16 protein-coding genes and 2 tRNA genes are annotated in these 19,337 nt (G+C 72.0%); 9 read left to right on the forward strand and 9 right to left on the reverse strand.

Features of this window, described 5'->3' with window-relative positions; all coding sequences use genetic code 11:
• Window positions 1-83: 83 nt before the first annotated feature.
• The 3 genes from O3X23_RS05595 (at window position 84) to O3X23_RS05605 (ending at window position 2,262) form a co-directional block, all read left to right on the forward strand.
• On the forward strand, window positions 84-863 hold the full coding sequence (locus tag O3X23_RS05595) for an HAD-IIA family hydrolase (protein ID WP_269269996.1): 780 nt from the start codon (window positions 84-86) through the stop codon (window positions 861-863).
• Between the two features lie 145 nt (window positions 864-1,008).
• Window positions 1,009-1,605, forward strand: coding sequence for a hypothetical protein (locus O3X23_RS05600; RefSeq protein WP_269269997.1), 597 nt, complete (start codon window positions 1,009-1,011; stop codon window positions 1,603-1,605).
• 6 nt (window positions 1,606-1,611) lie between these two features.
• Window positions 1,612-2,262, forward strand: coding sequence for a class F sortase (locus O3X23_RS05605; RefSeq protein ID WP_269269998.1), 651 nt, complete (start codon window positions 1,612-1,614; stop codon window positions 2,260-2,262).
• Window positions 2,263-2,343: 81 nt separating this feature from the next.
• On the opposite strand, the gene O3X23_RS05610 is transcribed toward O3X23_RS05605, so the two are convergent.
• The 5 genes from O3X23_RS05610 to O3X23_RS05630 form a co-directional block, all read right to left on the reverse strand.
• Complete coding sequence (locus O3X23_RS05610) at window positions 2,344-2,904, reverse strand: hypothetical protein (protein ID WP_269269999.1); 561 nt, start codon at window positions 2,902-2,904, stop codon at window positions 2,344-2,346.
• Between the two features lie 203 nt (window positions 2,905-3,107).
• Window positions 3,108-4,241 (reverse strand): PP2C family protein-serine/threonine phosphatase, encoded by a 1,134-nt coding sequence (locus tag O3X23_RS05615; RefSeq protein ID WP_269270000.1) that lies wholly within the window; start codon window positions 4,239-4,241, stop codon window positions 3,108-3,110.
• A gap of 24 nt (window positions 4,242-4,265) precedes the next feature.
• Entirely contained in the window at window positions 4,266-4,622 is a 357-nt protein-coding gene (gene mnhG / locus O3X23_RS05620; protein WP_269270001.1) for a monovalent cation/H(+) antiporter subunit G, read from the reverse strand.
• A complete protein-coding gene (locus O3X23_RS05625; protein WP_269270002.1) occupies window positions 4,619-4,888 on the reverse strand; it encodes a monovalent cation/H+ antiporter complex subunit F in 270 nt (89 codons plus the stop codon). Before O3X23_RS05625 ends, mnhG begins: the two co-directional genes overlap by 4 nt.
• Window positions 4,885-5,406, reverse strand: coding sequence for a Na+/H+ antiporter subunit E (locus O3X23_RS05630; RefSeq protein WP_269270003.1), 522 nt, complete (start codon window positions 5,404-5,406; stop codon window positions 4,885-4,887). Before O3X23_RS05630 ends, O3X23_RS05625 begins: the two co-directional genes overlap by 4 nt.
• A 110-nt stretch (window positions 5,407-5,516) precedes the next feature.
• Between O3X23_RS05630 and O3X23_RS05635 the strand changes: the two genes are divergently transcribed.
• Both O3X23_RS05635 and O3X23_RS05640 read left to right on the forward strand, forming a co-directional pair.
• Entirely contained in the window at window positions 5,517-6,974 is a 1,458-nt protein-coding gene (locus O3X23_RS05635) for a peptidoglycan D,D-transpeptidase FtsI family protein (RefSeq protein ID WP_269270004.1), read from the forward strand.
• A 183-nt stretch (window positions 6,975-7,157) separates the two neighbouring features.
• Window positions 7,158-8,630: a M1 family metallopeptidase gene (locus O3X23_RS05640; RefSeq protein ID WP_269270005.1), complete on the forward strand. Its 1,473-nt coding sequence runs from the start codon at window positions 7,158-7,160 to the stop codon at window positions 8,628-8,630.
• Between the two features lie 13 nt (window positions 8,631-8,643).
• Here O3X23_RS05640 and O3X23_RS05645 read toward each other — a convergent pair whose 3' ends face one another.
• The 3 genes from O3X23_RS05645 to O3X23_RS05655 are packed head-to-tail and all read right to left on the reverse strand — an operon-like array spanning window position 8,644 to window position 13,615.
• Window positions 8,644-10,263 carry a Na+/H+ antiporter subunit D gene (locus tag O3X23_RS05645; protein ID WP_269270006.1) on the reverse strand — a complete coding sequence of 540 codons (1,620 nt, stop codon included), beginning with the start codon at window positions 10,261-10,263 and terminating at the stop codon, window positions 8,644-8,646.
• Window positions 10,260-10,745, reverse strand: a complete 486-nt coding sequence (locus tag O3X23_RS05650) for a Na(+)/H(+) antiporter subunit C (protein WP_269270007.1) — start codon at window positions 10,743-10,745, stop codon at window positions 10,260-10,262. The genes O3X23_RS05645 and O3X23_RS05650 overlap by 4 nt, the downstream gene beginning before the upstream one ends.
• Window positions 10,742-13,615: a Na+/H+ antiporter subunit A gene (locus O3X23_RS05655; protein WP_269270008.1), complete on the reverse strand. Its 2,874-nt coding sequence runs from the start codon at window positions 13,613-13,615 to the stop codon at window positions 10,742-10,744. The genes O3X23_RS05650 and O3X23_RS05655 overlap by 4 nt, the downstream gene beginning before the upstream one ends.
• A gap of 114 nt (window positions 13,616-13,729) precedes the next feature.
• Between O3X23_RS05655 and O3X23_RS05660 the strand changes: the two genes are divergently transcribed.
• Entirely contained in the window at window positions 13,730-14,569 is an 840-nt protein-coding gene (locus O3X23_RS05660; protein ID WP_269270009.1) for a metallophosphoesterase family protein, read from the forward strand.
• Between the two features lie 66 nt (window positions 14,570-14,635).
• On the opposite strand, the gene O3X23_RS05665 is transcribed toward O3X23_RS05660, so the two are convergent.
• Window positions 14,636-14,709, reverse strand: a tRNA-Lys gene (locus O3X23_RS05665).
• A gap of 203 nt (window positions 14,710-14,912) precedes the next feature.
• Here O3X23_RS05665 and O3X23_RS05670 point away from each other — a divergent pair.
• The 3 genes from O3X23_RS05670 to O3X23_RS05680 all read left to right on the forward strand — a co-directional run bounded on the left by O3X23_RS05670 (window position 14,913) and on the right by O3X23_RS05680 (window position 19,265).
• Window positions 14,913-18,647, forward strand: coding sequence for a S8 family peptidase (locus O3X23_RS05670; RefSeq protein WP_269270010.1), 3,735 nt, complete (start codon window positions 14,913-14,915; stop codon window positions 18,645-18,647).
• Window positions 18,648-18,729: 82 nt separating this feature from the next.
• A tRNA-Lys gene (locus tag O3X23_RS05675) sits at window positions 18,730-18,803 on the forward strand.
• Between the two features lie 165 nt (window positions 18,804-18,968).
• Window positions 18,969-19,265, forward strand: coding sequence for a hypothetical protein (locus O3X23_RS05680; protein WP_269270011.1), 297 nt, complete (start codon window positions 18,969-18,971; stop codon window positions 19,263-19,265).
• Window positions 19,266-19,337: the final 72 nt, after the last annotated feature.

The following is a 19,337-nucleotide window of genomic DNA, read 5'->3' on the forward strand; positions in this document are numbered from 1 at the left end:
CGGCTGAGACGGCCGGGGCGTACGCCGTGCGCCCCGGCTAGGCTGAGCAGCGCAGCTGTACACCAGGACAGGAGACCACACCCGTGTCGACTCGCAAGCCGATCGAATCCTGGCTCACCGACATGGACGGGGTGCTGATCCACGAGGGCACGCCGATCCCCGGCGCCGACGCCTTCATCAAACGGCTGCGGGATTCCGGCAAGCCGTTCCTGGTGCTGACCAACAACTCCATCTACACCGCCCGTGACCTGCACGCCAGGCTGTCGCGGATGGGTCTCGACGTGCCCGTCGAGAACATCTGGACCTCGGCACTGGCCACCGCGAAGTTCCTCGACGACCAGCGTCCCGGCGGTACGGCGTACGCGATCGGCGAGGCCGGTCTGACGACCGCGCTGCACGACGTCGGCTACATCCTCACCGACTCCGAGCCCGACTACGTGGTGCTGGGCGAGACCCGCACCTACAGCTTCGAGGCGCTCACCAAGGCGATCCGGCTCATCAACGGCGGTGCGCGCTTCATCTGCACCAACCCCGACGAGACCGGCCCGTCGGCGGAGGGCCCGCTGCCCGCCACCGGATCGGTGGCCGCCCTGATCACCAAGGCCACCGGCAAGGACCCGTACTTCGTCGGCAAGCCGAACCCGCTGATGATGCGCGCCGGGCTGAACGCGATCGGCGTGCACTCCGAGACCAGCGCGATGATCGGCGACCGGATGGACACCGACATCCTCGCCGGGCTGGAGTCGGGCATGGAGACCTTCCTGGTGCTGACCGGCCTGACGTCGAAGGCCGACATCGACAAGTACCCGTTCCGGCCGTCCCGGGTCGTGGACTCGATCGCGGACCTCGTCGACGAGATCTGAGCCTTCACACCGTGCGGCACCGTGCGTGACCGACACCCCCTGATGGCGTAACCAAACGTCCCCTGAGGTGCGGCGGAACCCCCGTGGATGGAGGTTCGAAGCACCGGGTCCGCTGGCCGTACCCGGCCGAGCGGAGGTTTCCCCGATGCGAGATATCCGACGACCGGCGGCTGCCGGTGCGGCCGTCCTGTTCATGCTCAGTGGCGCTGTCCCGGCATTCGCCGACCAGAGTTCGGCGACGGCTTCGGGGACGGTGACCGTCACCCCAGGCAAGACCTGGGCGGGCGCGGTCATCACGCTGCAGGTGAAAAGCGCGTGCCGTTCGGCGAACCGGGCCAAGGCGAGTGCCGAGGTCTTCGTGAGTTCGGTGACACTGGCGCCGCCGGTCGACGGGCAGGACGGGCTGGTCAGTGACGCGTCCATCCGCTCCGACGCGGTGGCGGGCACCTACGCCGTCTCGGTCGAGTGCGACGGCAAGACCCACGCCGCCGAGGGCAGCGTGGTCGTCATCAACAGCGTCAGCCCGGTCAGCCCCGTCGAGCCGGTCAAACCCGTCAAGCCCGTGAAGCCCGAGCCGCTCTGGCCGACGGCCCCGGTCCCGGCCGGCGGCGGTGGAACCGCGCAACTGGCCGCGGGTCCGGCGGAGGCAGGCCCCGGCACCGACTCGGTGCTGGCGATCGGCGGCGCGGCAGCGGCGGCGTTCGCGGCCGTGGCGGTGTACCGCCGACGCCGCGACGGTTAGGCCGCGGTGCCGGAAGAGGAAGGCACCGCCGTCGGCGGCCGCACCTGGGCCGCGGTCGCGATGGGGCTGGTGCTCTTCGCCGCCTGGCTGCTCGGCAACCCCGGTGACGGGGCGGACCCGGCCGGTTCCGGCGGGCAGCCGGCGGCCGGGTCCGCCGAACGGCCGCCGGAGGTCTACGCCCCGCACACCCCGCTGTCGGACTCCAAACCGCTGCGGGTGGACATCGCCTCGATCGGGCTGCACGCCCCCATCGTCGAGCGGGGCCTGCTCAACGGCTCGGTGGACCCGCCGCCGTACAGCACGCCGGACGTCGCGGGCTGGTTCCGCGGCGGTCCGGCGCCGGGCGCGGCGGGCGCCGCCCTGCTCGTCGGCCACGTCGACACCGCGACCAGACCCGCGGTCTTCTACGGTCTGAGCTCGGTGACGCCGGGCGCGGAGGTGGAGATCGAGCGGGCGGACGGCTCCGTCGCCGAGTTCACGGTCGAAGGGGTCGAGGTCGTCGACAAGGACCACTTCTCCGCCGACCGGGTCTACGGGGCGGGCACCCGGCCGGAGCTGCGGCTGATCACCTGCGGTGGCATGTTCGACCCGGAGAAGCGCGCGTACTCGGCGAACGTCGTCGTCTTCGCGGCGCTGACCGGCTCACACCAGGACTGACCGGCACCGCGCGTATTCCTCCCGCCTGTTCGGCGCCCGGCCGGCAACCCGCTCCCCCCGGAGCAGCCGGCCGGGCGCACCTCACCCCCGGGCGCCTGGACTGCGGGAGTGGTCCGGCGCGGCCGGGGGTGGTTGGGGGAGCCCTGCGGCGGAGTCGCCGGCGGTCTCGGTCGCGGCGTCGGGGAGCAGAGCGCGGAAACGGATCAGAACCGCTCCGTCGGTGGCGTGGTGCACCTGGACGCCGTCGATGTGCGCCCCGTTCCCGGCGGGGTCGGCGAGCTGCTGGCACAGGGCGGTCGCGGCGTACGAGTGCGGTGGGGCGGGCGGGACGGCGAGCGGTTTGTCGTAGCCGTAGTCGGTCACCGAGACCGTGCACCGTGTCCCGTCCACCCCCAGGGTCACGCGGTACCGGTGTGCGAACCCGTGGTCGACGACATAGCCGCACGCCAGGGTGACGGCATCCGCCAGTCGCGCGCTGACCTCGCCGTACGGCCCCAGGGTGTCGAGTGCGGCGCACGTCATCCTGGCGGCCAGGTCGTCGCTGCCCGGGGCGCGGTGCAGCGAGAACGTCCAGGAGAGATCGAGAGTCGATCGCCGCGGGTCGGAGAGGGGGAGTCGCGAGATCGCCGCAAGCTTCGCCATGACGCCGGTCCACGTCCTGCAGATTCGGAGGCGCTCGAGCCCGGCTGGGCTCCGCCTGGAGCGGACCGAGGTCCTGGGGCCGCGTAGTAACCCTAGAACAGGCGAACGCCCCGCCGCTAGGGCATCTTGACGAGACGTCATTGCGTGAATACTCAGTGCGATGCTTCCAGCCACGCCCGGGGTGACGCCCGCGGGGTGCCTCGTCAGCCCGGCGGTGCCGGGGGTGCCGGGGGACGGGCGGGCGCGAGCAGCAGCAGGACGACGTCGTCGCCGAGGGAGCCGCCCGCGTGGCGCAGCAGGTCGGCGTAGACGCGCTCGACGGCCGCCTCCAGGTCCTGGGCCAGTCCGGCCACCAGCGGCCCGACCCGGTCGGCGAGGGGGTAGAAGGAGCCGTCCTCCGGGCTGCGGGCCTCGATCACCCCGTCCGTGCAGAGGACGAGCACGTCCTCGCCGGTGAGCTGGGCCCGCCAGGGCACGGGCGCGCCCCTGACGAGCCGGCCGAGGCCCAGCGGCACCCAGGGGTCCGGCGGGTTCAGCGTCGTCACCGTTCCGTCGGCGGTGACGCGCAGCGGCGCCACATGGCCGTAGTGCAGCAGTTCGACGGAGCCGGAGCCGTCGAACTCCGCGAAGAGGGCGGTGGTGAACTCGTCGGAGACGACATGGCGCTGGACGCTCGCCTCGACGCGCTGCGCGACGCAGGTCAGTCCGCCCTCGTCGTACGCGGCCTCGCGGAACGCGCCGAGCACGACCGCCGACGTCTGGACGGCGTCCAGGCCCTTGCCGCGGACGTCGCCGATGAGCGCGCGCACGCCGTGCGGGGTGTCCAGGACGGAGTACAGGTCGCCGCCGATCTGGGCCGCGTCCGCCGCGGAGACGTACCGGACGGCGAGCCGGACCTCACCGACCCGGTTGCCGGGGGGCCGCAGCAGGGCGCGCTGGGCGGCCTCGGCGACCGAGGTGATCGCGGTGAAGGCCCGCAGTCCGGTCTCGCGCCGCCAGGCGATGTAGGCGCTGAACAGGCTGACCACGAGGTAGGTGGCGAACTGGCCGCTGAGCAGGACCCAGTCGTGGACCCGGTCGACCCCGTTGTACGGCGCGAGCGCCACCTGTGAGGCGAGGCCGAGGGCGGCGATGAGCAGGGTGCGCCACCAGGTCGTCGTGATGGACGCCAGCGCCGGGGCCACGACCATGCCGGGCCCGATGTAGTGGTCCCGGCCGGCCGACAGGTCCGCCACGGAGACGATGACGATGGCCAGCAGGGGCAGCCCCATGCCCTGGCGGGTCAGGACACTGTCCTCCAGGGACCGCAGCGCGCCGACGATCCGAGCATTTGTCACATTTCGAACCTACCGGTGTTGGGCTCAGTCGGGGCCGGGCCGCGTCAGGTGGTCGTCCAGTTCGTCGAGGACCAGCTGGTCGGAGCGGACCTGGCCGGTGCGGTACGCGGCGCGCCCCACCAGGTGCGCCGCCACCGGAACGGTCATCAGTTGGAACGTCCCGATCAGCACCAGGGTGCCCAGGTCCACCCACGACCGCAGCCGCAGCGCGACCCCCAGCAGGACCAGCAGCAGCCCCAGGACCTGCGGTTTGGTCGCCGCGTGCATCCGGGTGAGGGTGTCGGGCAACCGCAGCAGCCCGATGCCGGCGACGAAGCAGAGCGCGGCGCCGAGCAGCAGGCAGACCGCCGCGGCCCAGTCGCACACGGCACCCCAGCTCACGACGCCTCCTCGTCCCGGAAGGCGATGAAGCGGGCGATGGCGACCGAGCCGGTGAAGCCGAGGAAGGCCAGCACGAGCAGGACCGGGAGCGAGTACGGGGTGCGGTCGGCCGCCGCCTGCGCGCCGAGGCCCGCGACGATGACGGCCAGCAGCGCGTCGACCGCCACCGCCCGGTCGAGCATCGACGGCCCGCGCACCAGCCGGACGAAGACCATCACCCCGGCCGCGATCAGCAGGCCGAGGACGGCCGCGGTGACCCATTTCACGACGCGTCTCCCGTCTCCAGTGCGGCGATCTCCGATCGGGTGCCGAAGGCGCGCACCACCAGCGATTCCAGCCGCCGTACCCCGTCCCTGGCCTCCTCGCTGTCCGAGCCCATGACGTGCACGAACAGCGTTGCGGTGGACCGCTGGACCTCCAGCACGGCGCTGCCGGGCACGGCGGAGACGGCGATCGCGGTGGCCGCCAGCATGAGGTCGCCCGGACAGCGCAGCCGGACGGCGAGCACCGCGCAGGGCAGCGAGCCGGGGGACAGGGTCTGCCACGCCGTACGCAGCCCGGAGACGGTCAGGTCGACGAGGAAGAACGCGGCGAACCGCGTTAAGCCGACCGGGTGAATCCGCAGCCCGAGGTCGAGCGGCGGCAGCGGGAAGACCAGGCAGAGCACGACCGCCACGACGACACCGGTGATCACGTTCGCCGCGGTGATGTTGCCCCACAGCAGCACCCAGACGACGACGAGCCAGCCGACCAGCGGCCATTGATGTCCTCGCAGGGTGCGCACGGTGGCGATCCTCACAGAGCGGGACGGTTCCGTACGGGAGCCGCGACCTGTGAGGAACCTGTGCTCACCCGCCGGAACCAACGAATCCCCCCGGAGCGTTCTTGCAGGGGATGAACAAGACAATCAGGCGTGCGTCGGTCTTCAGCCTCCTGCTCGTCCTCGCGGTCATGGTGCGGGTGACGTGGGTGCAGGCGGTGGACGGCCGGGCGCTCGCGGACGACCAGCACAACCGGCGGAACATCATCGCGCAGTACGCGAACCCGCTCGGTGACATCGTCGTGGGCGGGGAACCGGTGACCGGTTCCACCACCACGAGCGGCGGCGACCTGCGCTACAAGCGCACGTACACCGATGGCGGCCTGTACTCGGCGGTCACCGGCTACAGCTCGCAGGTCTACGGCGCCACCCAGCTCGAAGGCATCTACCGGGGTGTCCTGGGCGGCACCGACCCGCGGCTCAAGAGCCTGCCCGACTCGCTCACCGGCAAGGCCACCGAGCCGGGCGACGTGATCACCACCATCGACCCCGCCGTGCAGCGGGCCGCCTTCAAGGGGCTCGGCGACAAGAAGGGCGCCGCCGTCGCCATCGACCCGGCGACCGGCCGGATCCTCGGCATGGTCAGCACCCCCAGCTACGACCCGTCGAAGATCTCGGGCGGCTCGAACGCCGACGGCTCGGCGTGGAGCGCCCTGCAGGCCGACAAGGACCAGCCCATGCTGAACCGGGCCCTGCGCGCCGCGTACCCGCCGGGGTCGACGTTCAAGCTGGTCGTCGCCGCCGCGGCCCTGGAGAACGGGCTGTACTCGTCGATCGACGAGAAGACCGACAGCCCGAACCCGTACCCGCTGCCCGGCACCTCGCGCGTACTGGCCAACGAGTCGGCGTCCGCACCCTGCGAGAACGCGAACATCAACGTCGCGCTCCAGTACAGCTGCAACAACGTCTTCGGCAAGATGGCCGTCGACCTCGGCCAGGACAAGGTGCGCGCCGCCGCCGAGAAGTTCGGCTTCAACACCGACAGCCTGGACGTGCCGGTGCGCGCGGCCGTGAGCAGCTACCCGAAGGGCATGGACAAGGCGCAGACCGCTCTGTCCGGCATCGGCCAGTTCGACGACACCGCGACCCCGCTCCAGATGGCCATGGTCGTCGCGGCCATCGCCAACGGCGGCGAGCTGGCGAGCCCGCACATGGTCTCGCAGGTCACCGACGGCAACGGCACCGCGCTGCAGTCCTACCCGGACGGTGGGACCACGCGCGCGGTCAGCGCGGACACCGCCCAGAAGCTGCGCAAGGCGATGGTCAACGTCGTCGACCACGGCACCGGCTCCAACGCGAGGATCAGCGGTGTCGAGGTCGGTGGCAAGACCGGAACCGCCCAGCACGGCGAGAACAACAGCGGGACGCCGTACGCCTGGTTCGTCTCCTACGCCGAGGACGGCAAGGGGCACCGGATCGCGGTCGCCGTGGTCGTCGAGCAGTCGGACGCGGCCCGCTCGGAGGTCAGCGGGAACGGGCTGGCGGCGCCGATCGCGCGGGCGATGATGAAGGCGGCGTTGAAGACAGGTTGACCCGGGATCACGGCCGGTGTGCGCCGGACGGTGTTTTGAGACGTTGTGTTGCGCACGGTGAAGGTCTTGAGACAGCGGTGGGCGAAGGGGTGGCTGTGACCACAGCGGGTTCCTAGGGTCGGGGTGTCCGAACTCACCCCGCGCTGGAGGACCCCTGTGCGTAAGAGAGCGATCGTTTCCGCCGTGAGCGCCGCCGGCCTGCTGCTGGCGATCCCGGCATCCGCCGCCGACGCCGGACCGGGCGCGCCCGGCATCGGCGACGCGTACTACCCGACGTACGGGAACGGCGGCTATGACGTCTCCCACTACGACCTGCGGCTGAAGTACCAGCCCGCCACCGACGAACTGGAGGGCACCGCGACCCTGCTGACCACCGCCACCCAGGGGCTGACCCGCTTCAACCTCGACTTCGCGCTGGACGTCAGCGAGGTCCGGGTCAACGGCCGGATCGCGAAGTTCGCCACCAGCGGCGAGCAGGAGCTGGAGATCACCCCGGCCACCCCGCTCGCCAAGGGTCAGCAGGCCACCGTCGTCGTCCGCTACTCCGGCGTCCCGGGCAAGGTGAAGCGCTACGGGTTCACGTCCTGGCACCGGACCCCCGACGGAGGCGTCGCCGCCAACGAACCGGAATCCGCCTGGTGGTGGTTCCCCAGCAACGACCATCCGCTGGACAAGGCCACGTACGACGTCTCGGTGCTCGTCCCCGACGGCACCGCCGCGATCAGCAACGGCGTGCTGGTCTCGCAGACCTCCAGGATCGGCTGGACCCGCTACAACTGGCGGCAGAACAAGCCGCAGGCCACGTACCTGGCCACCCTCGCGGTGGGGAAGTTCGACATCACCCGCAGCACCACCGCCAACGGGCTGCCCGTCATCAACGCCTACAGCAAGGACCTGGGCGACAACGACGGCGCCGCCCGCGCCAGCGTCGAGCGCACCGGCGAGATCATCGACTGGGAGAGCGACTACTTCGGCCCCTACCCGTTCAGTGCCGCCGGCGGTTACGTCCCCAACGTGCCCACCCGCTATGCCGTGGAGACGCAGGGGCGGGTCTTCTACAGCCCCGCGCAGTTCGCGGCCGGGTCGAACCCCTCGCTCGTCGTCCATGAACTGGCGCACCAGTGGTGGGGCGACAGCGTCTCGGTCGCCCACTGGTCCGACATCTGGCTCAATGAGGGCTTCGCGAGTTACGCACAGTGGCTGTGGTCCGAGCACCAGGGCGAGGGCACCGCGCAGGAACTCGCCGACTGGGTCTACAGCCAGCACCCCGCCGACGACCCGTTCTGGACCGTGAAGCCCGGCGACCCCGGCGCGGAGAACCAGTTCGACAGCGCCGTCTACGACCGGGGCGCCGTCGCCATTCAGGCGCTGCGCAACACGATCGGCGACACGGCGTTCTTCGCCCTGCTCAAGGCGTGGCCCGCCCAGCACCAGTACGGCAACGGCTCCATCGCCGAGTTCCAGCAGCTCGCCGAGAAGATCTCCGGCAAGAAGCTCGGCCCGCTCTTCCAGACCTGGCTCTTCACCGCGTCCAAGCCCGCGGCGCCGGCAGCGGCCCCGAAGGCGGGCGCGCTGCGCGCGGCGCCGGCCGCTCCGCAGGCGGAGCCGAAGTCCTGGAAGCAGATCGCGGCGACGCACACCGGCCACAACCGGTGAGCCGGCCCCTGATTCAGCGCGCCAGGACCGCCTGCACGTAGGGCGTCCGTGACAGGAGCTCGCCGGCCGCCCGGTCGGCGAGCCCCGTCAGCGGGCCGGCCAGCACGGTGTAGGCCAGCCCGAGCGCGACCAGGGCCATGGTGGCGGCGAGCATCGTGCGGGGGAGCGCGGCGGTGGTGGTGATCGAACGGCCGCTGAGGGAAGCGGACTCCGGGCGTCCGGCGGGCATGAGAGTGTCCTCGTCGGCGTCGTCCTGATCGTCACTGTCGTCGGTCTCCAGCACGGTGCCGTCCTCGCACAGATCGGGCGGCGCCGCCCGCCAGAACGCCAGGTTCCAGACCTTGATCAGCGCGTAGAGCGTCAGCAGGCTCGTCAGGACACCGCCGCCGACCAGCACATACGCCCAGACGCCGCCGTCGGCGACGCCCGCGCGCAGCAGCCCGAGCTTGCCGAGGAAGCCCGACAGCGGAGGAATCCCGGCGAGGTTCATGGCGGGCACGAAGAAGATCGCGGCGAGCAGCGGCGAGATCCTGGCGAGCCCGCCGAGCCGCTGCAGATCGGTGGTGCCGCCGCGGCGTTCCACCAGGCCCGTGACGAGGAAGAGCGTGGTCTGCACGGTGATGTGGTGGGCGACGTAGAAGACCGCGCCCGCGACGCCGCCGCGCGAGGCCAGCGCGATGCCGAAGACCATGTACCCGATGTGGCTGACGAGGGTGAAGGACAGCAGCCGTTTGAGGTCGGTCTGCGCGACCGCGCCGAGGATCCCGACGACCATCGACAGCAGGGCGATCAGCATCAGCGGCTCGGCGAGCCGGGTGCCGGGGAAGAGCAGCGTCTGGGTGCGCAGTATCGAGTACACGCCGACCTTGGTGAGCAGCCCGGCGAAGACGGCGGTGACGGGCGCGGGCGCGGTCGGGTAGGAGTCGGGGAGCCAGGCGGCGAGCGGGAAGACGGCCGCCTTGATGCCGAAGACGGTGAGCAGGGCGAGTTGCAGCACCAGCCGGATCCCGGCGGGCAGATCGGCCAGCCGGACGGAGAGCTGCGCGAGGTTCATGGTGCCGGTGGCCGCGTAGACCATGCCGATCGCCACCAGGAAGAGCACCGAGGACAGCAGCGACACCACGATGTACGTGGCCCCCGCGCGGATCCGCGCCGCCGTGCCGCCGAGTGTCAGCAGGACGTAGCTCGCGGTCAGCATGATCTCGAAGCCGACGTAGAGGTTGAACAGGTCGCCGGAGAGGAACGTGTCGGAGACCCCGGCGACGAGGATCAGGTACGCGGGGTGGAAGACCGACAGCGGGGTCGCCTCGTCGCGGTCGGCCATGCCCTGGCCGATGGAGTACACCAGCACGCACAGCGTCACCGCGGACGACACCACCAGCATCAGCGCCGACAGCCGGTCGGCGACCAGCGCGATGCCGATCGGGACCGGCCAGCCGCCCGCGTGCATCACCTGCGGCCCGTCGCGGTCGGCCGCCACCAGCAGCGTGACGGAGGCGGCCAGCACCACGCTGAGGACGGCCGCGCTGATGAACCGCTGGACGCGGGGGAGCCGCAGCCCCACGGCGAGTTTGAGGCCCGCCGCGAAGAGCGGGAGGACGACGGGCAGCGGCAGCAGTGCGCTCGCGTTCATCGGTCGGCCCCCAGCACGTTGTCCCACAGTTCGTCGTCGAGGTCCTCGGAGTCCTCGGCACGCGCCTGCCGTGCCCGGTCCGCCCGGATCACCGCCCGCAACTCGGCCCGTGTCCCCTCGTGTTCGGCCCGCAGCGCGACCCGGATGTCCTCGACGTCGTCCTGGACGTCGTCGCTGCCGGTCAACTGCCAGCTGCGGTACGCCATCGCGAGCAGGAACGCGGTCAGCGCGAGGGTGATCACGATCGCGGTCAGCGCCATCGCCTGCGGGAACGGGTCGGAGACGGCCGCCGGATCGGTGCCGGGGGAGAGCAGCGGGGCCTTGCCCGAAGGGCCTGAGGTGGCCAGCACCAGCAGGTTCACCCCGTTGCCCAGCAGGACGGCGCCGAGCAGGATGCGGGTGAGCGGCCGGGCGAGCAGCAGCACCGTCCCGCAGGCGAACAGCACCCCGCCGGCGGCGATCAGGGCGACGGTGGCGGTCATGCCTTCCTCCTGGCTTCTTCGCGCTCGATCTGCTGGTCGATCTTGGCGCCGAGGCTCCGCAGCACGTCGAGGACGACCCCGAGGACCAGCAGGTAGACGCCGAAGTCGAAGAGCACGGAGCTGGGGACGTGCACGTCGCCGAAGAGCGGCAGCCGGGTGTGGAACACCCCGCCGGCCAGGACGTCGGCCCCGAACACCAGACCGCCCAGGCCCGTCCCGACGGAGACCATCAGGCCCGTGCCGAGCAGGAACCCGGCGTCGACCGGAGCCGCCTCGGCCAACTCGTACCGTCCGCCCGCCAGATACCGCACGACGAGCGCGAGACCCGCGACCATCCCGGCCGTGAAGCCGCCGCCGGGCAGGCTCTCCGCGCAGAACAGCAGGTACAGCGAGAGCACGAGGACGGGGTGGAAGACCAGCCGCGCCACCACCTCGAAGACCACCGAGCGCCGGTCGGGGTCGAGGGTGTCGCCGGCCGCCAGCCAGGCGCGCTCCGGGGCCGCGCGGGGACCGGTGCGCACCTCCGCCGCCCACACGCCCGCCGCGCCGCCTTCGTCCCGCGCGCGCGGCAGCGAGCCGGCCCGGCGGCGAAGGTAGACCAGGCTCGTCACCCCGACGGCGGCGACCGCCAGCACCGCCGACTCGCCCATCGTGTCCCAGGCCCGCAGGTCGACGAGGATCGTCGCGACCACGTTCTTCAGCCCGTCGTGCGCGGTCTCGGCGACCATGTCGGCGCCCGCTGCCGGATGCCGGCGGGCCGCCAGCGCCAGATACGTCAGGGCGGCCGCCAGCGTCCCGGCGGTGACGCCGAGCGCGGCGTGCAGGGCGCGCCGCCATGCCGTCGCCGTCGGCGGGAAGCGGTGCGGGAGGCGTCGCAGCACCAGGACGAACACGACGATGCTGGTCGTCTCCACGGTGAACTGCGTCAGCGCGAGATCCGGCGCCCCCTGCAGCACGAAGAGCACGCCGGTGCCGTAGCCGGTCGTGCCGGCCAGCACCACCGCCTTCATCCGCTGCCGGGTCGGCAGGCACAGCACGCCCGCCGCGGCCACGGCGACCGCCACCGCGATCTGGCCCGCGTCGTCCCCCCAGCGCGGGGCGCCGCCCCACGCCCACGGCCGGTCGGTGAGCAGCGCCGCCGCCTCCGCGCCCGAGAAGACCAGCAGCGCCGTGCCGAGGTAGACCGGCAGCGAGCCGCGCTGGATGCTCCCGGTGAGCTGCAGCGCGAAGCGCTCCGTCTGCCACAGGATCTGGGCGAACGCCGTCTCGGCGCGCGGCAGCGCCAGCCGCTTGCCCCAGCGCACCAGGCGGTCGCGTACGAAGAACAGGGCCACGCCGCCCGCCCACGCGATCTCCGACAGGGTCAGCGGGAGGCCGGCGCCGTGCCACAGGGCCAGGTGGTACGGGGTTCCGCGGGACGGGAAAGCGGACGCGTACCGCGCCATCAGCGGTTGCAGCAGGCTCACCCCCGGCCCCAGCGCCAGGCCCGCCAGCGCCAGCAGCGCCGTGGGGGCCAGCAGGGCGGGGGCCGTCCTCCTCCGCCCGCTGTGCGCGGGCGGCCGATCGGACGACGTGGCCGGGCCGAAGGCGCCGTACAGGAAGCGGAGGGTGTACGCGGTGGTCAGCGCCGACCCGGCGACGGTGGCGTACAGGGTGAGACGGTCGGCTCCGCCGCCCGCCCAGAGCGCGGCGAACGAGGCCTCCTTGGCGGCGAAGCCGAGGAAGGGCGGCAGGCCCGCCATGGAGGCGCCAGCGAGGCAGGCGGTGCCGCAGACCAGCGGCATCGCACGCGCCAGCCCGTCGAGGCGGCGGATGTCTCGGCTCCCGGTGGCGTGGTCGACGATGCCGACCACGAGGAACAGCGGCGCCTTGAACAGCGCGTGCGTCAGCAGCATGGTGGCGCCGGCCAGCGCGGTGTACCGGGACCCGGCCCCCACCAGCGCGGTGAGGAAGCCGAGCTGGCTCACCGTCCCGTAGGCGAGGATCCGCTTGAGGTCGGTCTCGCGCAGCGCCCGCCAACCGCCGAGCAGCATCGTGGCGGCGCCGAACGTCAACGTCAGACCCCGCCAGGGCGCGATCGCGGCGAAGGCGGGGGAGAACCGGGCGACGAGGTAGATGCCGCCCTTCACCATCGCCGCCGCGTGCAGATAGGCGCTGACCGGCGTCGGCGCCGCCATGGCACCGGGCAGCCACAGGCTGAACGGCCAGATCGCGGACTTCGACAGCGCCCCGGCGAGCACCAGCACCAGTGCGACCTGCACCGCGGTGCCGCCCGACGGCGGCGGATGCGCGACGAGGGCGGAGATCCGGTAGGTGCCGGCCGCCTGACCGAGTATCAGCAGCCCGACGAGCATGGCGAGGCCGCCGGCGGTGGTGACGAGCAGCGCCTGCAGCGCGGAGCGCCGGTTGCCCTGCTTCACCGACAGATGGCCGATGAGCAGGAAAGAGAAGACGGTGGTCAGTTCCCAGAAGACGTACAGCAGGATCAGGTCGTCGGCGAGAACGAGCCCCAGCATCGCCCCGGCGAACGCGGTCAGGTTCCCCGCGAAGTTCGCCAGCCCCGGCTCGTCGTCGCCGAAGTACCCGGTGCAGTAGACGAGTACGAGCGCCCCGACGCCGCCGACCAGCACGGTCAGCAGCAGCCCCAGGGCGTCGAGCCGCAGCGCGATCTCCAGATCGAGCGCGGGCGCCCACCGCCACTGCTCGCTGCGCACCGCGCCGTCGGCGACGGACGCCCACTGGGAGAACGCCCACACCGCCGCGGCGGCCGGCGCCACCGCGAGGACGAGGAAGGCCCGCCGGCCGAGCCACCGCACCAGAGGGGTGGCGCAGGCGGCGAGGACGAAGTGGGCGGCGACCAGGGCGAGCACGCGGCGAACACTTCCGCCGCCCGGGCGACACGGGTGCCCGGCGCGCCATGCGTAAGCCAGGATCACCCATTGGGCGGGGTACCGCCGGTGCCCGGATCCGCCTACCTTCTGCATATGCCGGATGGAAAACTCTGGGGTATCAGCGACCTGCACGTGGCGTTCGCGGAGAACCGGAAGATCGTCGAAGGCCTGCGCCCCGCGTCGGACGCCGACTGGCTGATCGTCGCGGGCGACGTCGGCGAGCTGACGGACGGCATCGAGTGGGCGCTGACCCTGCTGAGCAGCAGATACGCCCGGGTGGTGTGGGCGCCCGGCAACCATGACCTCTGGACGCCCGCCGAGGACCCGGTCCAGTTACGCGGCGAGGCGCGCTACCGCCACCTGGTCGAGATGTGCCGTTCGCTGGGCGTGCTGACGCCGGAGGACCCCTACCCGGTCTGGGAGGGCGCGGGCGGCCCGGCCGTCGTCGCGCCGCTCTTCATCCTCTACGACTACACGTTCCGCACCGAGACCGCCGCGAACAAGGAGGAGTCGCTGGCCCAGGCGTACAAGTCCGGAATCGTGTGCAGTGACGAGTTCCTCCTGCACCCGGACCCGTTCCCGAGCCGTGACGCCTGGTGCCGGGCCCGGGTGAAGGAGTCCGAGCGGCGCCTGCTGGACTGCGACCCGGCGCTCCCGCTGGTCCTGGTCAACCACTTCCCGCTGGTCCGCCAGCCCACCCGGATCCTGCACCATCCGGAGTTCGCCCAGTGGTGCGGCACCGAACGCACGGCCGACTGGCACCGGCGCTTCACGGTGAGCGCGGTGGTCTACGGCCACCTGCACATCCCGAGGACCGCCTGGTACGACGGCGTCCGCTTCGAGGAGGTCTCCGTCGGCTACCCCCGGGAATGGAACCGCCCGGGCCACCCGAGAACGGTCCCCCGCCAGATCCTCCCGGAACCGGTGCACTGACACGGCGCCGCGCGCGCCGGGAACGAAGAAGGCCCCCCGCTTCCGCGAGGGGCCTTCGACCGTCTGTGCGCCGTCAGGGACTCGAACCCCGGACCCGCTGATTAAGAGTCAGCTGCTCTAACCAACTGAGCTAACGGCGCGTGCTGACATGGAAGATCGTACCCGATCCTCCGGGGTGCTCAAAAACCGGCGTCGGACCGGCCCCGGACCGACGCCGACCGGGGCCGACCGGGGCCGGACCGGCCTCGGAGCTGCGCCGACGCGGGCGGCGGATCTCCGCCAGGCGGGATCCTGCCAGGCTGTGGCGGTGCGCGGCGCGCCTCCGGGCCGATAGATCATGTGCATGACGCCGATAAGACGCCGCGCCTCCCTGCTCGCCAGCGCCACCGCGCTCGCGCTCAGTACCGGACTCCTCCTGCCCACCACCCCCGCGAACGCCGCCCCAGGCGCCACCCCGCGCACCGCGGCACCGCAGGCCAAGACGTACGACATCACCCTGGTCACCGGGGACGTCGTGCACTTCGCCGACGGAGCCGGCACCCAGGACACCGTCACCGTGGACCGCCCGCACGGCGCCCCCGGCGGCGTGCACGTCCAGCAGTCGGGCGGTGAGACCTACGTCCTGCCGGACGAGGCGCTGCCGCTGCTCGCCGCGGGCAAGCTCGACCGCCGGCTGTTCGACCTGACCGCGCTGGTGAAGATGGGCTACGACGACGCCCGCTCCGGCGGCGTCCCCATGATCGCCACCTACACCGCCGCCGCCCGCGCCGCCCGGTCGCTGCCCGCCGCCCCCGCGGGCAGCAGCACCACCCGCCCGCTGCCGAGCATCGGCGGCGCCGCGCTCAAGGCGCGCAAGAAGGAGACCCGCGCCTTCTGGCAGGACGTCGTGGCCGCGCCCGCGAAGGCCCGGTCGCTCGACAACGGCATCGACAAGCTGTGGCTGGACGGCCGTGTCGAAGCGAGCCTGAAGGAGTCGGTACCGCAGGTCAACGCGCCGCAGGCGTGGGCGAAGGGCTATGACGGCAAGGGCCGGAAGGTGGCGATCCTGGACACCGGGATCGACGACACCCACCCGGACCTGAAGGACCAGGTCTCCGCCGAGCAGAGCTTCGTCCCCGGCCAGGCGGTCACCGACGGGAACGGCCACGGCACGCACGTCGCCTCGACGATCGCGGGCACCGGAGCCGCCTCCGACGGCGACTACAAGGGCGTCGCGGCCGGCGCGAAGCTGCTGATCGGCAAGGTGCTGTCCAACGAGGGTTCCGGCGAGGACTCCTGGATCATCGCCGGCATGGAGTGGGCCAAGGCCCAGGGCGCCGACGTGGTCAGCATGAGCCTCGGCTCGCCGCTCCCCGACGACGGGTCCGACCCGATGTCGCAGGCGGTCGACAGCCTCTCGGCGAACGGCGGACCGCTCTTCGTCATCGCCGCCGGAAACGCGTACGCGGCCGGTTCCATCGGCTCGCCCGGCTCGGCGGCATCGGCGCTGACCGTCGCCGCCGTCGACAAGCAGGACGGCCGCGCGGACTTCTCCAGCATGGGTCCGCTGGAAGGCTCGTACGGGCTGAAGCCGGACATCTCGGCCCCCGGCGTCGACATCACCGCCGCCCGCTCGCAGGCGCTCGCCTCCGGCAGCGGCATGTACCAGACCATGTCCGGCACCTCGATGGCCACGCCGCACGTGGCGGGCGCCGCCGCGATCCTCAAGCAGCGGCACCCCGACTGGACCGGACAGCAGCTCAAGGACGCGCTGATGAGCTCGTCCCAGCAGCTCACCGCCTTCACCCCGTACGAGATGGGCACCGGGCGGCTCGACGTGCTCGCGGCCGTGGACTCCACCGTCCAGGCCACCGGCTCCGTCGCCGCGGCCGCCTATAAGTGGCCGCACGACGGTGCCGCGAGCACCACGCGCACCCTCACCTACCGCAACAACGGCTCGGCGGACGTCACGCTGAACCTCGCGCTGGACCCGGCCGCGCAGGCGGCCGGCGCCTACACGCTGTCCGCGAAGACGGTCACCGTCCCGGCGGGCGGCACCGCCGCCGTCACCCTCACCCTGGACCCCGCGACCGTTCCGTCCGCGACCACCTTCTCCGGCCAGGTCACCGCGACCGACGCGGCCGGCGGCAAGGCCGTCGCGCACACCGGTTTCGCGCTCACCAAGGAGCAGGAGCTCTACGACTACACGATCAAGCTGAACGGGCGCGACGGGAAGCCGGCCACCGGCATCGTCGTCCTCGCCGAGAAGGACAATCCGTACCTGTCGCCGCTCGACGTGGCCGGCGAACGCACCCTGCGGCTCCCGCCGGGCACGTACATGGCGTACGCGGAGCTCGAGGTCGCCGGTGACACCCCGGACTCCCGCGGCCTGGCGGTGCTCGCCAGCCCGGAGACCGTGCTCACCAAGAGCACCACGGTCGCGCTCGACGCGAGCACGGCGCACCGGGTCAGCACCCGCGTCCCGCAGGAGACCGAGCAGCGGCAGCTGCACCTGGACCTGGCCCGCACCTTCTCCAACGGCAACCTCGTCCGCGACGCGTACGTCGTGCCGCCGGCCTTCGACGCCATCTATGCCGCGCCCACCCGGAAGGTCACCGACGGCACCTTCTCGTTCGTGACCCGCTGGCGGCTCGGTGAGAAGCAGGTCGACGCCTCGGCGCACGGCCGCGACCTCGACCTGATGCCGCAGGCCGGCGCCACCGTCCAGGACGGCTCGGCCAAGCTGCGCGTCGTCACCGCGGGCAAGGGCGCCGCGGCCGACTACGCGGGCCTGGACGTCAGGGGCAAGGCCGTCGTCGTCACCCACAGCGCCGGCGTCTCCCCGGCCGACCGCGCCGCGAACGCCCTCCGGGCGGGCGCCAAGCTGCTGATCGTCGTCAACGACGGCACCGGCCGGCTCTCCGAGTACTACGCCGACGACGCGGGCGTCAGCACCCCGCTCAGCGTCGTCTCGACCATGCGGGACGCGGGCGCCCGGCTCGTCGCCGACGCCAGGGGCGGCAAGCTCACCCTCGACGTCACCCAGCGCACCTACCCGCGCTACCTGTACGACCTGCTCTCGCAGCAGGACGGCACGATCCCGGACCGGCCCCTCGCCTACACCCCCGACCCGAAGCGGGACCTCGCCCGGATCGACGCCGTGTACAACGGCGACCGGCAGCGGGCCGGCGGCGGCTTCCGCTACAACATCCCCGCCTGGGGTCCGGGCGTCGGCTTCGCCGAGAAGGAGAGCTACCCCGGCAAGCGCACCGAGTACGTCTCGCAGCAGCACGGCGCCGGCTTCTGGTACGAGGACCACGCCGTCTACCAGCCCGACTACTCGGACGTGATGTTCGAGATGCGCGGCGGCAACGACCACTTCACCGCGGGCCGGCACTACACCACCTCGTGGTTCGGCGGGGTCCAGCGGCCGCGCCTGGGCCAGGCGTTCTGGGGTCCGAACCGCAGCGTCTACAACGACATCCAGTTCAACCTCACCCCGTGGACGGACGCGGGCGCGGGCCACTCCGGCTCGATGCCGTCGGACGAGTACGACACCACCACGTACGCGGTGTACCAGGGCGACAAGCTGCTGGACGAGGGCGCGGGCCGCGCGGGACTCGTGACGGCGTCTCCCGGCACCGCGCCGTACCGGTTCGTCCTGGACTCGACCCGGGACGCGGCCACCTGGAAGTCCTCCATCCGCACCCACACCGAGTGGGGCTTCGTCTCCGGACCGCTCCCGACGGACGGACCCTTCCAGGAGGACATCAAACTGCTGCAGCTCGACTACGACGTGCCCACGGACACCGCGGGTGACGTCAGGGCCGGACAGTGGACGCGGATCGGTGTCTCGTCCCGCACGCAGGAGTGGCTGAACGGTGTGACGAAGGCCACCAGGGCGACGTTGTCGGTCTCGTACGACGACGGAAAGACGTGGGCGCCGACGCTCCTGGTCCGGACGGGCGAGGGCTCCTGGAGCACGCTCGTCAGGACGCCGGACAAGCCCGGCGGCTCGGTCTCGCTCAAGGCCACCGCGCAGGACGGCAAGGGCGGCACCATCAGCCAGGAGATCATCCGGGCGTTCGGGCTGCGCTGATCCGGCGACCCGTACCGCACCACGCGGGCCGGAGGGGAATGGTCATCAGCACCCCCTCCGGCCCCGTATGATTGACACGTAGGCGCCGTTAGCTCAGTTGGTTAGAGCAGCTGACTCTTAATCAGCGGGTCCGGGGTTCGAGTCCCTGACGGCGCACAGCAGGGCAAGACGAAGGGCGCTCCTCCTCCGGGAAGAGCGCCCTTCGTCGTTCCCGGGCGCACCACGCGCTGCCGACCCGCACGGCCCAGGCCGACGCGCGGGTGGGCCTGCGGGGTGATCCACTGGGTCGGTCTCGCAAAACTCCCCCCATAGGAGCTCAGCATGGCGATCCTCATTGTCTTCGACATCCCCGGCATGACCCAGGACGCGTACCAGCAGTCCATCGTCAAGCTGACCGGTGGCCGCGACGCGGTCAAGAGCTCGTCGGACTGGCCCGTGCCCGGCCTCGTCACGCACACGGCCGCCACCACTCCCAACGGCTTCTTCGTCGCCGACGTCTGGGAGTCCGAGGAGGCGTTCCAGAAGTTCGGCGAGATCATCCGGCCGATCCTGGAGGGGCTCGGCGTCGCGGACGTACAGCCGAAGATCTATCCGGTGGTCAACCTGGTGACCCCGTAGGCCTGGCACCACGGTCGAAGGCCCCCCGCTGAAGCGGGGGGCCTTCGTTCGTGTGCCGGGGCCGGTGCGGGG

Origin of the sequence: Streptomyces sp. H39-S7 (assembly GCF_027158205.1) — a bacterium.
GTDB lineage: Bacteria > Actinomycetota > Actinomycetes > Streptomycetales > Streptomycetaceae > Actinacidiphila.

Bases quoted from the DNA above. Each gene is read 5' to 3' on its own strand.
- O3X23_RS05650 (WP_269270007.1), bottom strand. From the start codon at position 10,745: ATGACCGCCACCGTCGCCCTGATCGCCGCCGGCGGGGTGCTGTTCGCC.
- O3X23_RS05670 (WP_269270010.1), top strand. From the start codon at position 14,913: ATGACGCCGATAAGACGCCGCGCCTCCCTGCTCGCCAGCGCCACCGCG.
- O3X23_RS05660 (WP_269270009.1), top strand. From the start codon at position 13,730: ATGCCGGATGGAAAACTCTGGGGTATCAGCGACCTGCACGTGGCGTTC.
- O3X23_RS05645 (WP_269270006.1), bottom strand. From the start codon at position 10,263: ATGAACGCGAGCGCACTGCTGCCGCTGCCCGTCGTCCTCCCGCTCTTC.
- O3X23_RS05600 (WP_269269997.1), top strand. From the start codon at position 1,009: ATGCGAGATATCCGACGACCGGCGGCTGCCGGTGCGGCCGTCCTGTTC.
- O3X23_RS05680 (WP_269270011.1), top strand. From the start codon at position 18,969: ATGGCGATCCTCATTGTCTTCGACATCCCCGGCATGACCCAGGACGCG.
- O3X23_RS05610 (WP_269269999.1), bottom strand. From the start codon at position 2,904: ATGGCGAAGCTTGCGGCGATCTCGCGACTCCCCCTCTCCGACCCGCGG.
- O3X23_RS05635 (WP_269270004.1), top strand. From the start codon at position 5,517: ATGAACAAGACAATCAGGCGTGCGTCGGTCTTCAGCCTCCTGCTCGTC.